The sequence below is a fragment of the Mesorhizobium sp. WSM4311 genome (assembly GCF_002295115.1).
Lineage (GTDB): Bacteria > Pseudomonadota > Alphaproteobacteria > Rhizobiales > Rhizobiaceae > Mesorhizobium.
On sequence record NZ_NSFV01000002.1, the window covers coordinates 336,836 to 349,596 of the forward strand.

At 64.2% G+C, this 12,761-nt stretch carries 11 protein-coding genes; 2 read left to right on the plus strand and 9 right to left on the minus strand.

The features are described from left to right. Nucleotides 1-52: 52 nt before the first annotated feature. On the minus strand, nucleotides 53-922 hold the full coding sequence (locus tag CK226_RS05380; protein WP_095791443.1) for a DUF427 domain-containing protein: 870 nt from the start codon (nucleotides 920-922) through the stop codon (nucleotides 53-55). A gap of 174 nt (nucleotides 923-1,096) precedes the next feature. Beyond that, a complete protein-coding gene (locus CK226_RS05385; RefSeq protein WP_095791444.1) occupies nucleotides 1,097-2,752 on the minus strand; it encodes an ABC transporter substrate-binding protein in 1,656 nt (551 codons plus the stop codon). Between the two features lie 115 nt (nucleotides 2,753-2,867). On the opposite strand from CK226_RS05385, the gene CK226_RS05390 reads away from it, so the two are divergent. Beyond that, complete coding sequence (locus CK226_RS05390; protein ID WP_095791262.1) at nucleotides 2,868-3,770, plus strand: LysR family transcriptional regulator; 903 nt, start codon at nucleotides 2,868-2,870, stop codon at nucleotides 3,768-3,770. 18 nt (nucleotides 3,771-3,788) lie between these two features. Here CK226_RS05390 and CK226_RS05395 read toward each other — a convergent pair whose 3' ends face one another. The 4 genes from CK226_RS05395 to CK226_RS05410 all read right to left on the minus strand — a co-directional run bounded on the left by CK226_RS05395 (nucleotide 3,789) and on the right by CK226_RS05410 (nucleotide 9,390). Then, a complete protein-coding gene (locus CK226_RS05395) occupies nucleotides 3,789-5,831 on the minus strand; it encodes an ABC transporter ATP-binding protein (RefSeq protein WP_095791263.1) in 2,043 nt (680 codons plus the stop codon). Then, nucleotides 5,824-6,702 (minus strand): ABC transporter permease, encoded by an 879-nt coding sequence (locus tag CK226_RS05400; protein WP_095771122.1) that lies wholly within the window; start codon nucleotides 6,700-6,702, stop codon nucleotides 5,824-5,826. Before CK226_RS05400 ends, CK226_RS05395 begins: the two co-directional genes overlap by 8 nt. Then, nucleotides 6,699-7,652, minus strand: coding sequence for an ABC transporter permease (locus CK226_RS05405; protein ID WP_095771121.1), 954 nt, complete (start codon nucleotides 7,650-7,652; stop codon nucleotides 6,699-6,701). The genes CK226_RS05400 and CK226_RS05405 overlap by 4 nt, the downstream gene beginning before the upstream one ends. A gap of 73 nt (nucleotides 7,653-7,725) precedes the next feature. Beyond that, nucleotides 7,726-9,390 (minus strand): ABC transporter substrate-binding protein, encoded by a 1,665-nt coding sequence (locus CK226_RS05410; protein WP_095791264.1) that lies wholly within the window; start codon nucleotides 9,388-9,390, stop codon nucleotides 7,726-7,728. Between the two features lie 117 nt (nucleotides 9,391-9,507). Here CK226_RS05410 and CK226_RS34740 point away from each other — a divergent pair, with 117 nt between their 5' ends. Next, nucleotides 9,508-9,657: a hypothetical protein gene (locus CK226_RS34740; protein ID WP_179295772.1), complete on the plus strand. Its 150-nt coding sequence runs from the start codon at nucleotides 9,508-9,510 to the stop codon at nucleotides 9,655-9,657. Here CK226_RS34740 and CK226_RS05415 read toward each other — a convergent pair. Genes CK226_RS05415 through CK226_RS05425 form a run of 3 tightly spaced genes read right to left on the minus strand, consistent with a single transcriptional unit; the run spans nucleotide 9,654 to nucleotide 12,672 of the window. Further along, on the minus strand, nucleotides 9,654-10,838 hold the full coding sequence (locus CK226_RS05415) for a mandelate racemase/muconate lactonizing enzyme family protein (protein WP_095791265.1): 1,185 nt from the start codon (nucleotides 10,836-10,838) through the stop codon (nucleotides 9,654-9,656). The two genes, CK226_RS34740 and CK226_RS05415, sit on opposite strands and share 4 nt — an antisense overlap. A gap of 1 nt (nucleotide 10,839) precedes the next feature. Then, nucleotides 10,840-11,943 (minus strand): mandelate racemase/muconate lactonizing enzyme family protein, encoded by a 1,104-nt coding sequence (locus CK226_RS05420; RefSeq protein WP_095791266.1) that lies wholly within the window; start codon nucleotides 11,941-11,943, stop codon nucleotides 10,840-10,842. A 36-nt stretch (nucleotides 11,944-11,979) separates the two neighbouring features. Continuing rightward, nucleotides 11,980-12,672: a GntR family transcriptional regulator gene (locus tag CK226_RS05425; RefSeq protein WP_095771117.1), complete on the minus strand. Its 693-nt coding sequence runs from the start codon at nucleotides 12,670-12,672 to the stop codon at nucleotides 11,980-11,982. Nucleotides 12,673-12,761 lie beyond the last annotated feature (89 nt).

The following is a 12,761-nucleotide window of genomic DNA, read 5'->3' on the forward strand; positions in this document are numbered from 1 at the left end:
CGCCATGTTTCGATCAAGCGCTCAATGCGCAAGCCGGCAGGGGCAGCGATGCCTAGAAATAGCCGTCCGACGCAGCGGTGGCTTCCTTCGGGATCTCGACGCCGTCGACCAGGATCTTGTCGACCAGTTCGTGGTGGAAGCAGACCAGTCCCTTGATGCGCTCGGCCTCATGCACCGGCTCGGGATAGTACCAGACGAGATTCTCGTGCCGCTTCTTGGGCGTCGTCACGTGATAGTAGTTGGAGATGCCCTTGTAGGGGCAGCGCGAAATGTAGCGGCTGGGCGCGAACATATCGAGCCGCGTGTCCGAGATCGGCAGATAGTGGCGCACCGGATGGCCGGTTTCGAACAGGAACATGCCGCGGCGTGAATCGGCGACCTGTTCGCCGTCTAGGATGACCTGCACCCGTCGCGAGGAGGGCAGGCAGTCGACCCGGCGGAACGGATCGCGGGCGTGGACGAAGATCTCTTCGTCTTCCTCATACCAGTGCGTCATCTTGGGCCAATAGAAGGACATGTGGTCCGAAAGCAGGGGCGATCCCTTGACCGGATCCAGATAACGCCAGGCGGCATCCTCGACCAGCGTGATGCCGGTGTTCAGCGAATAATGCGTGGCGACGCCCTTGAACGGGCTCTCTGTCGTCGTCCTGCTCGGCAGCAGGAACTCCTCGCGCACGTCACTCACCGGAAAGTAGTAAACCGGCAGATGATCGGATTCGTAGAGCACCAGCGCCTTGGTCGTATCGGCGACGATCATCGATCCCACCTGCACACGCAGCCGCTTCTGCATCGGCATGGTGAAGGCGACATAGCCCGGCTCGAACTCATACTGCACGATATTGTCGAGCAAGGGGAAATGCGGTCCGCGACCGCGCAAATGAGGCTTGCGAATGATAGTCTCCCGTTTCTTGTCTTTTGTCATCGAGCGTTGGCGCACAGCGAGATGAACCTGCATTGAGCCATGGTGCCGCTGAGGGTTTCCGGACGGCGGGTTTTCCGTGCATCGAGCCGCTCGAACGATGGCCCCCCATCGCTCTTCGCAGCCTTGCCAGCGGATAGCCTCGCCGCCCGAAAGCGGAATTGTCCAATCCAGTCTCTATCCCAGCGACACGCGATCGAGCAGCAGGCCGGCGGCGATCGGCGGCAGGCCGCTGACATTCTTGCGCACCGGCACCAGCAGATCCGGGAAATAGCTGAAAATGACCGGCGTCTCGTCGAGCAGCAGCTTCTGGATGTCGGAGGCCGCCGCGCGCTGTGCGCCGATATCGAGTGCCTTGAGGTAGGAGGCGACCATGCCGTCATAGGCAGTGTTTTTGAAATGCGCCGCGTTCCACGGGCCATCGCCGACCAGCGGGCTCTTGAGGAAGACGTTCGGCACACTGCGATGGGCGTAGTCGGTGATCCCCAACGGGCTGTCCAGCCAGTCCGACTGGCCGAACACCGCCTTGCCGTAATATTTGTCCTGGTCCTCGATGTTGAGCGCGATGCGGGCACCGATCTCCTTGGCGAAATTCTGGAACAGCTGCGCGTAGCCTGGAATGTCGGAATAGCGCAGCGTCGTCAGGGTGATGTCGAAGCCCCTGGCGAGGCCGGCCGCCTCCATCAGCTGCTTCGCCTTGGCGATGTCCTTGACGCGCTGCGGCACGGACTTGTCGGTCGCGGGGAAGGCCGGCGCGAACGGGCTGTCATTGCCGGTGGCCGCCATGCCGCGGCACAGGCCATCGACAAGCTTGGAGCGGTCGATGCTGAGCGCCAGCGCCTGGCGCACGCGCTTGTCGGTGAAGGGACCGGTGTCGCAGCGCATGTGCAGCTGGCGATGCGCGGTCGAGGCGACACGCAGCACCGTGATGTCGGGGCTGTTCAGCACCACCTGGCTGACGTCGAGCGGCACGGCGTCGAGGACGTCGACCTCGCCGGCCTGCAGCGCCAGGATGCGCGGCTGCACGTCGCCGTAGAATTTGAACTCGAGCCGGTCAGGCAGCGCCTTGTCGCCCCAATAGTCGGGGTTGCGCACGAAGGTCGCGCCGACCTTCGGCGTATAGCTCTCCAGCCGGAACGGCCCGGTGCCCTCAAAGGTCTTTTCGTAATCGCCCTTGTAGCTCACCGGCAGGATGACGGCGTTGTAATTGTCGATCGACACCGAATAGGGAAAGCTGCCGTTCGGCGCGTCGAGATGGAAGGCGACGGTGTGGTCGTCAACTTTCTGCGTGCCGCCCTTCGACAGCAGGCCCTTGAATACCGAAAGCGCGTTCGAGGCGCCGTTGGGATCGGCGAGGCGGTCGAAGGTCGCCACCACGTCGTCGGCTTTGAAGTCCTCGCCATTGTGGAATTTCACGCCCTTGCGCAGCTTGAAGGTCCACACACTGCCGTCCGCGTTCGGCGACCAGCTTTCCGCCAGCACCGGCTTCAAGGTGAGATCCGGCTGCGTGATGCAAAGGAATTCGGCGGTCTGGAAAACCAGCTGGTAGCTGCCGCTGTCATAGTAGGTGACCGGGTCGATGGCGCCGCCCGGTGTCGCCACGCCCGCGCGCACCGTGCCGCCCGGCTTGCCCTCGGCGCGGACTTGTTGCGTGCCGAGGCCGGCGGCCGCGAGAAGGCTGCCCAGGAACGGCAGGGAAAGGCCGAGCACGCTGCCGTGGCGCAGGAAATCGCGGCGGTCGAGCCTACCGGCCAGCAAGTCGTCAACAGCGGAATTTTCGATTGCCGTCAGGTTCTTGCGAGCGGCGTCGATCGTCATGAAATGCCTTGGCATGGCTGCATTCCTCGCTTGCTCTTCGGGGTCGGCCATTTAGGTCATTCTTGACCGCGACCGGAAAGCGATATTTTTTGATAGGGTCCATCGAAATTCTCGATGCAAGGTGTAAGCCATGGATACCGAGAACCTGCGCAGTTTCCTGGAGGTCGCCGAACATGGCAGCTTCACCGTCGCCGCCAGCCGGCTCAACCTTGCGCAGTCCACTGTCAGCGCGCGGATCAGGGGGTTGGAGGAACAGTTGGGGCGCCGGCTTTTCGACCGCGACCGCGACGGCGTCACGCTGACGCCGGCCGGCCGGCAATTCCTGCCGCACGCCTCTTCCATCACCCGCACCTGGGAGCAATCGAGGCAGGACATCGCCGTTCCCGACGGCTATGACAGCCTGCTGCGGCTGACCGCTCCCGCCTATCTGTGGGAGCGCATCACCTCGCCATGGGTCGAGTGGATGCGGGCCAGGCGGCCGAACGTGGCCCTTCGGCTCGAAGGCAGTTTTCCGGATCTGGCCATCGACCAGCTGGCGGAAGGCCTGCTCGACATCTGCATCCTCTATCTGCCGCGCCCGCATCCGGGCATCGTTTATGAGACGCTGGCCGTGGATCAGGTCGTGCTCGTCCAGCATGCGGCGCAGACCAAGCCGTGGACTGAAAACTACATACTGATGGACTGGGGGCTCGAATTCCGCATCGAACACGACCGCGCCTTTGCCGGCATGGTCAAGCCGGCGATTTCCGCCGGCCTGGTCTTCATCGGCCTGCAGCATGTGCTGTCGCGTCAAGCGGCGGCCTATCTGCCGCTCAGCGCCGTCAGCGGCCATATCGAGCGCGGCGAGATGCGGCGTATCGACAACACACCGGTGTTTCAGCGGCCGATCTATCTCGCCTATCCATCGAATCCCGTCTCGTCGGATGTTCTGGATGTCGCGCTGACGGGCTTGCGCTCGCTGGCCAGGGACTGGACCAGCGAACAGGGTTTTTCGGAAGGCGACCGTTCCCTGGGCATGGCCGGCCTGAGCTAACCGGCCGGCGATGCCTTGCTATGCCGGTTCAGTCACGGCTGCCTTCTGCAGCCTGGCAAGTTCCGGGTAGGGGATGTGGCAGCGGATCGAGTGGCCGGGCTGTGCCTCGGCCAGCGGCGGCTCCTGCTGCTCGCAGATCGGACCGATCTTGCGCGGGCAGCGCGTGTGGAAGACGCAACCCGGGGGCGGGTTGGTGGCGCTCGGGATCTCGCCGTCGAGCCGGATGCGCGCCGTCTCGGTCTGGTCGAGCTTGGGCACCGCCGACAGCAGCGCCTCGGTATAGGGATGATGCGGCCCGGAGAAGACTTCCTCCGATGGGCCGATCTCCATGATGCGGCCGAGATAGAGCACGGCGATCTTGTCGGAGAGGTAACGCACCACGCCAAGGTCGTGCGAAATGAAGATGTAGCTGACGTCTTCCTTGGATTGCAGGTCGGCGAGCAGGTTGAGGATCGCCGCCTGGACGGAGACGTCGAGCGCGGAGGTCGGCTCGTCGCAGACGACGATACGCGGATCACCGGCGAAGGCGCGCGCAATGGCGACGCGCTGCTTGAGGCCGCCTGACAGCTGGCGCGGCTTGACGGCGAGATGCCGGTCGGTGAGGCGCACCGAGCGGACGAGGTCGTCGAGGCGCGCCTCCTGGGCCTTGCCGGAGAGGCCGGCCAGCCGCTTCAAGGCACGGCCGAGAATGTGGCGGATTGAATGCGAGCGGTTGAGCGCGGAGTCCGGGTTCTGGAAGACGATCTGCATCGCCTTGACCTGGTCGTCGCCACGGTTCTCCAGCTTCGGCGCCAGCGCCTTGCCCTCGAGTTCGATGGTACCGCCGTCATCGGGCGGCACAAGGCCGAGCAGCAGCCTGGCGAAGGTGGTCTTGCCGCTGCCGGATTCGCCGACCAGCCCCAGCGTCTCGCCGGGCCTTAGATCGAGCGAGACATCCTTGACGGCGCGCAAGGGATGGCCGTGGCTGGCATAGGTCTTGTTCAGCCCGGCGACGCGCAGCACCGGTGCGGTTGTCGGCTTGGGCGCTGTCGCAACATCGCTCGGTGTGGCGCGCGGCAGGGCTTGCGCCTTGTCGTGGTGAAAGCAGCGCGACAGCCGCTTGCCGCGCTCGTCACTCAGATCATAGAGCGGCGGCAATTCGGTGCGGCAGCGATTGTCGGCGAGCGCACAGCGGTCGGCAAAGGCACAGCCCTTGATGTCGGCGCCTATGCCCGGCAGGAAGCCCGGAATGGTGTCGAGCCGGCCCTGGTCCTTGCGCTGGCCGCCGCGTGGCAGGCAGCGCAGGAGCGCGACCGTATAGGGATGGCGCGGATCGTTGAAGACGACATCCGTCGGCCCTTCCTCGACCAGCATGCCGGCATAGAGCACGCCGACGCGGTCGCACATGTTGGAGACGACGGCGAGGTTGTGGCTGATGAACAGGATCGAGGCCGACAGCTCTTGCCTGAGCTGCGCGATGAGGTCGAGCACCTCGGCCTCGACCGTCGCGTCGAGGCCGGTGGTCGGTTCGTCGAGGATCAGCATCGAGGGATCGTTGGCCAGCGCCATGGCGATCGCCACCCGCTGCTGCATGCCGCCGGAGAGCTGGTGCGGATAGCGCTGCATGACGCTTGGCGGATCGGAGATACGCACGCGGTTGAGCATGGCGATGGCGCGGTCAGTCGCTGCCTGTCCCGTGATCCCGCCAAGCTCGAAGATCTCGGTCAGTTGCCGGCCGATGCGGATCGACGGGTTCAGCGCCTTGCCGGGATCCTGATAGACCATCGAGACGCTTTCGGCGCGGGCGCGCCGCAAGGCCTCGGCATCGAGCTTCATGACGTCATGACCGTCGAGCGAGATCGCGCCGCCCGATATCGAGCCGTTTCTTGGCAAATAGCGCACGACGGTGAGCGCCACGGTGGATTTGCCGCAGCCGGACTCGCCGACCAGCCCATAGGCCTCGCCTTGCCTGATGTTGAGGCTGAGATTGCGCAGCACGGCGCGGTTGCGCCCGGCCACCCGGTAGGCGACCGACAGATCGTGCAGCTCGAGGGCGTTTTCAGCCTTTGAGGAGTTAGTCATTGAGCGCTCCATGAACGCCGTCGGCCACAAGGTTGACACCGATCACCAGCGAGGCGATGGCGAGTGCGTCGAACAGCACCGTCCACCAGAAGCCGCCGCCGATCATGCCGTAATTGCTGGAGATCGACAGCCCCCAGTCGGGCGAGGGCGGCTGGATGCCAAAACCCATGAAGGAGAGCGTGGCGACCGCGAAAATGGCGTAGCCCAGCCGCACGGTGGTCTCGACCAGGATCGGCGGGATGACATTGGGCAGGATCTCGACGAACATCGTGTGGAAGGCGCTCTCGTGCCTCAACTGCGCGGCGGCGATATAATCGAGTTCGCGCTCGGCCAGCACCGCCGAGCGCACGGTGCGCGCAATGATCGGCGCGAAGCTCAAGCCGATGACGACGATGACGGTGGCCTTGGACGTGCCGAGCGCGACGATGGCGAGCAGCGCGACAATGACCACGGGGATGGCCATGAAGGCTTCCAGGATGCGGCTGACGACATCGTCGACGATGCCGCGGAAATAGCCGGTGAGCAGGCCGAGTGCCGTGCCGGCGATCGTCGCCAGCAAGGTCGCCAGCGGGGCGACCGTGAGGATGTCGCGCGAGCCGACGATGACGCGCGAGAAGACGTCGCGGCCGATCTGGTCGGTGCCGAACCAGTGTTCGGACGACGGCGGCGCCAGCGCGTTGATGATGTCGTCGGCAAGCGGGTCGTAGGGCGCGAAGTGCTCGCCGAACAGCGCGCAGGCGACCCAGAACAGCACGATGGCAAGACCGACAAGGAAGGTTCGCGAGCGCATGAGCGAGAAGAAGACTTCCGCCATGGGGCTGCGCCGGCGCGTGTCGTCTTGCGGGGAAGAGGTGGTCTGGACGGCGCTCATTGGTCTGACCCCAGCCGGATGCGTGGATTGAGCACGGAATAGAGGAAGTCGGCGATCAATGTCGCCACCGCATAGACGATGCCGATGGTGAGGATGCCGGATTCCAGCATCGGGAAATCCTTGCCGCGCGCGGCGGTGAAAATCAGCGAGCCGATGCCCTGGTAGCGGAACAGCGTCTCGATCACCACCAGGCCGCCGATGAGATAGCCGGTCTGGGTGGCGATGACGGTGATGGTCGGCAGCAGCGCATTGCGCAGCACATGCCGCCAGATCACCGTGCGCCAGGGCAGGCCCTTGAGCACGGCCGTTCGCGTATAGTCGGAATCGAGCGCCTCGATCATGCCGGAGCGCGCCATGCGCGCGATATAGCCGAACAGGACCAGGAACAGCGGCAGCGACGGCAGGATCAGATAGTGGAGCTGGGTGAAGAAGCCGGCGTTCTTCGGCCATGCCGCCGAGATCGGCAGCCAGCGCAGCCACACGCCGAAGATCAGGATCAGGATGATGCCGGTTACGAACTCCGGCAGCACCGTCACCGACAGACCGCCCAGGCTGATGATGCGGTCGAGCGGGCGGTTGAGGTTGAGTGCCGCCACCACCCCGCCCAGAATGCCGATCGGCACCACCAGGACGAAGGCGACCGCGGCCAGCTTCATCGAATTGCCCAAGGCATCGATGACGAACGGCGCCACCGGCGAGCGGAAGATGTAGGACGTGCCCATGTCGCCCCGGATAAAATTCCAGATCCAGGTCGCATATTGGGTGAGCAGCGGCCGATCGACGCCCAGCGTATGATTGAGCGCATCGACCGCGCGCTGGTCGGCAAACGGCCCCAGGATCGCGCGCCCGACATTGCCGGGCAGCACCTGGCCGCCCAGGAACACCATGATGCTGAGCAGGAACAATGTAACCAGCGACAGCGACACACGCCGTGCAAAGAAGGAGAGAATGGCTAAGACTCCTTGTGGAGCCAGCCCCCGCGCGGGAGCTGGCTGTTAGAGGATTGGCTTTCCCTTTTTCGTTTTAGGCCTTCGATGCCTTTTCGAGGAACAGCTGCGACATGGCGGTCGGCTGCACGCCGGCCACGCCTTTCGCCGTTGCCGTCAGGTAGTCGTAGAAATAGCCGAAGATGACGGGCGTTTCCTCGAGCAGCAGCTTCTGGATCTTGCCCGCCGTCGCCTTTTGCGCCTCGAGATCGAGCGCCGCGATATAGCTGGTCGCCAGCGTGTCATAGTCCTTGTTCTTGAAGTGCGCGGCGTTCCAGGTGCCGTCGCTCTTCAGCGGTGCGGCAAGGTACACGTTCGGCACGCCGCGGTGACCATAGTCGGTGATGCCCATCACCGAATCCAGCCAGTTTGATTTGCCGAACACGGCGTCGCCGTAATACGCGCCCTGGTCCAGGATGTTGAGCTCCAGCTCGATGCCGATTTCCTTGACCCAGTTCTGGATCAGCTGGGCGTATTCGGGAATTTCCAGGTAGCGCTCGGTGGTCAGCGTCACCTTGAAACCCTTGCCGGCGCCGGCCGCTTCCATCAGCTGCTTGGCCTGCGCGATGTCCTGCTTGCGCTGCGGTATGCTCGTATCGGTCGAAGGGTAGACGGCCGCGAACGGGCTGTCATTGCCGAGCGCCGAGCGACCCTTCATCAGGCCTGCGGCCAGCTTGTCGCGGTCGAGGCAGAGCGCGATGGCACGGCGCACGCGCGCGTCCTTCAGCGGGCCGTCGTCGCAGCGCATATGCAGTTGCTGGTGGGCCGACGACTTCAGGCTGATGATGTCGACGCTCGGATCATTGAGCAGGGCGACGCCGGCCAGCACCGGCATCTGGTTGATGATGTCGATCTGTCCGCCCTGCAGCGCCAGGATCTGCGGCTGCATGTCGGCGAAGAAGGTGAATTCGGTCCGCTCCGGCAGCGCCTTTTCGCCCCAATAGTCCTCGTTGCGGACGAAGGAGGCGCCGACCTTGGCCGTGTATTTCTCGAGCTTGAACGGGCCGGTGCCGTCGAAGCTTTTCTCGTAGTCGCCCTTGTAGCTCGCCGGGATGATGACGGCGTTATAGTTGTCCGACGACACCATGTAGGGGAAATTGCCGTTCGGCGCGTCGAGATGGAATTCCACCGTGTAGTCGTCGACCTTCTTGGTGGCGCCCTTCTGCAGGATGCCGGTGAACACCGACAGGGCGTTGGACGAGTTTGCCGGGTCGGCGAGGCGGTCGATGCTGGCCACGACGTCGTCGGCCTTCATCTCGCCGCCGGAGTGGAATTTGACGCCCTTGCGCAGCTTGAAGGTCCACACCGTGCCGTTGTCGTTCGGCTTCCAGCTTTCGGCCAGCGCCGGCTTGAGCATCAGGTCGGGGCCGTCGACGCAGAGGAATTCGGCAACCTGCTGCAGGATCAGCAGGCCGCCGGCATCGGCGATGGTGACCGGGTCGATGGTTGCCGCCGGCACGCTGCTGCCGACACGGATGGTCGCGCCAGGCGCGCCCTGCGCGCGGGCGAGCGACGGCATGCCACTGAAGCCGGCAGCGGTGGTGATGCCGCCCAAAAGCGGCAGCGACAGGCCGAGCAGGCTGCCGTGGCGAATGAAGTCGCGGCGGCTGACACGGCCGTCGACGAGACCGTCGATGAGATGGTTTTCGAGCGGCGAGCGATTGCGTCGGATCAGGTCGAGAATGCGGTAGTTCTTGCTCATGGGTTTAACCCTTTCCCCTTGTTTCTTATGGCTGAAGAAAGCACTTCCGGTTGACGAAATTCCGTGGAGTTCTCCTTGCCCCGGCCGTCAACGAAGTCGGTCGACCGGGACTGTAGCATGCGGCTTTATCCGGTCCATCCGATCGTTGCGGCGAAGCGGTCAGATTTTCTTGAGGATGTTTCCACCCATCCGGTCCTGCCGTCGCGACCCAATCGCGGCGGCGGCTTGTTTCTTGACGACGTCTCCTTTCCCTTCTCGTTCTCCTAGTTCAGCGGCAGGCGGCGATATGTGCCGGGCTTCGCCGGGTCGTGATATTTGTTGCACGGGCCGTTCTCGGCGAAATCGCGATGGCAGGCCGCGAGGTTTTTCCGCGACAAGGTGACGCCGAGACCGGGACCTTCCGGGACGTGCACGACATTGTTCCTCGGCGAAAACGGCCCTTCCTCGGTGATGTCCATGGGCTGCATGCGAAACAGCGACTGGTTGGGCTCCCGGATCCAGCCGAGCGCCGCGCACAGGTGCAGGTAGGCGGCGCTGCCGATGCCGCTGTCGCCGCTGTAGCACCAGAAATCGACGCCGGCATGCTCGCAGGCGCCGACGAAACGCAGCAGGCGGCCGATGCCGCCATGCGCCGTCGGATTGCCGACGAAGGCATCCGGAACCTTGAGGTCCATGGCACGCGCAATGTCGATGTTGTGGGTGGAAAACGGGATCGAGCAATGTTGCCGCAGCTGCCGCATCTCCTCGATGGTCGCCACCGGATCCTCCCAGTTGCGCACGCCGAGCTCTTCGAGCGGCCGCGCCAGCCGCCGCGCCGTCGGCAGCGAATAGGCCTGGTTGGAATCGATGCGGATCATCGCCTCGTCGCCGAGCTTTGCGCGGATCAGCTCGACCATTCTCAGCGAGACTTTCGGGTCTTCGGTCGAGAACTTGCCTTCGAAGAAGGTCGTACCATGCGTCTCGTGCAGTTCGACGCAATAATCGGCGACTTCTTCCGGCGTCGTCTCGCCTTTCACATCGGGCCCGTCGCCGCGCAGCGAGAAATAGTCGGTGAACGGGATGTGCTTGCGCACGGCGCCGCCGAGCAGCTGGTAGAGCGGCTGGTTCCACGCCTTGCCGCGCAGGTCCCACAGTGCCATCTCGATCGCGCCGAAACCCATGATGCGGGTGCGGTCGTTGATCGACTGCACACCGGTCCAGTAGGGCAGGCAGACATGCTCGGCGCCGGCGATGTCGAAGGCATCGCGGCCAACCAGGCGCTCGGCCAGAACATCATTGATGATTGCGGCCGCCGCCGGCGTCGGCGCCTCGCCGAGGCCGACCAGCCCATCCTCGGTCTCGACCTCGACAATGGTCTGCGAAAAACCGTCGAGCTCGCCGAACACCCAGCCATAGGGTGCTTCGAGACGAAGATTGATCGGTGTGGCCGTGATGCCTCGGATCTTCATCTCAGCCGACCTCGAAGAAAGGCTTGCCGAGCAGGCTCGGATCCACATCGATGCCGAGGCCGGGGCCGTCCGGAATGCCCATATGGCTGCCGGTGACCGGCGGGGCGTTGAAGGCCGTGCGCACCGTCACCCATTCATGGAAGGCAATGGCATGCAGCCTGCGCTCCTCCGGCGTCGACAGCGACAGATGCGCCATCGCTGCCGTGTCGATCTCGGCGCCGCCTGTGTCCTCGACAGTGATCATGAAGCCGAGGTCGACGGCAACGTCGCGGATCTGGCGCGTCTTCGTCACGCCACCCAGCCGCGAGATCTTCAGCGTCAGCCCGTCGGCCGCGCCCAGGCGATGAATCTCCAGCATCTCCTCCAGCGAGGTGACGGATTCGTCGAGCACCATCGGCTTGTCGAGCATGCGGCGCACCGACATGTTCTCCTCGAGCGTCGTGCAGGGCTGCTCGAACGTGTAGTCGATGCCACGCGTGGCATCGGCGAACTGCCGGGCCTGGTAGGGTGTCCAGCCGGCATTGGCGTCGCAGAAAATCACCGTACCTTTCGGCACCGCCGAGGCGACTGTCGTCACTCGCTCGATGTCGTCGTGCACGTTGCCGCCAACCTTGACCTGCAGACGGCGACAGCCCTCGGCGATGATCCTTTTTGCCAGTGCCGCCATCTGATCGAGCGTGCCGTGGGTGACGACCCGGTAGGTCTCCGCCATATCGCTCTCCTTGCCGCCGAGCAGCGTCACCAGCGGCACATCGGCGGCGCGCGCGGCGAGATCCCAGCACGCCATGTCGAGCGCCGATTTGATATAGGGATGGCCCTTGAACACCGTGTCCATCAGCCGGCCGATCCTGGCCAGCCCGCGCGGGTCGTGGCCGATGAGATGCGGCGCGATTTCCGGCACGCCCGCGCGTGTTCCCGCCGGAAACGCGGCCGAGTAGAAATTGCCGAGCGGCGCCATCTCGCCCCAGCCGGTCAGGCCGCTGTCGGCGGTGATGGCGACGATCACCGCGTCGAAGGCGTCGGCCTGGCGCCCCTTGGACATGCGGTAGGGGCCGTCCACGAAGGGCTGCACGACACGGTAGGCTTTGATGGATTTGATCTGCACTCTGTCTGTCCGCTGGCTGCGATGTCTGGGAATTGGTCAGGCGCCCTTCGACAGGCGCTGTTCGAGGCTGCGCGCATAGGAGAGCAACTGCTCGAAGTCGAGATTGATATGTTCTCGTGCGTGACGCTGGGCAGCGCGCATATCGGCGCCCTTCATCAGGTGCACGTAGGTTTCATGGACGTCTTCGGCCGGCACCGGCTCGTTGCGCGCATGCTGGTGCAGCGCGAAATACATTTGCAGCCGGCTGGTCAGCCGCTGCCAGGTTTCCAGAAGCACCGAATTGTCGGCCCACTCATAGATCAGGCCATGCAGTTGCAGCGCCGTTTCGATCTGCCTTGTGGTGTCGAGGTTGCGTGTCGCCTGTTTCACCGCTTCGTGGCGCCGGTCAAGTTCGTCGAAGAAACGCTGGTCGCGCTGTGGCCATGTCCGTTCGATGGCGAACTCGTCGAGCACCTGGTTGAGCGAATAGGCATCGTCGATGTCCTTGGCGGTGACGTCGATGACGAAGGTGCCGGCATAGGGGATGCTGGTCAGGATGCCTTCCTGCACCAGCTCGCGCATCGCCTCGCGCAATGGCGCGCGGCTGACCCGCATCTGTTCGGAGATTCTGAGCTCGTTGAGCTTCTGGCCGGGTTGCAGTTGCCCGGTCAGGATGGCGCGCCGCAGCAGCGCGACGATTTCGGCGCGACGCGTCGTATCGGCAATCGGGCTGAAATCCGTCTTCACCATCCGGCCCACTCCCAGCGAGTACAGCGGCAAGACAATCAGATTGTCGACAATCTAACAAGAGACTATTTATGCATTCACGCTGCCAAGGC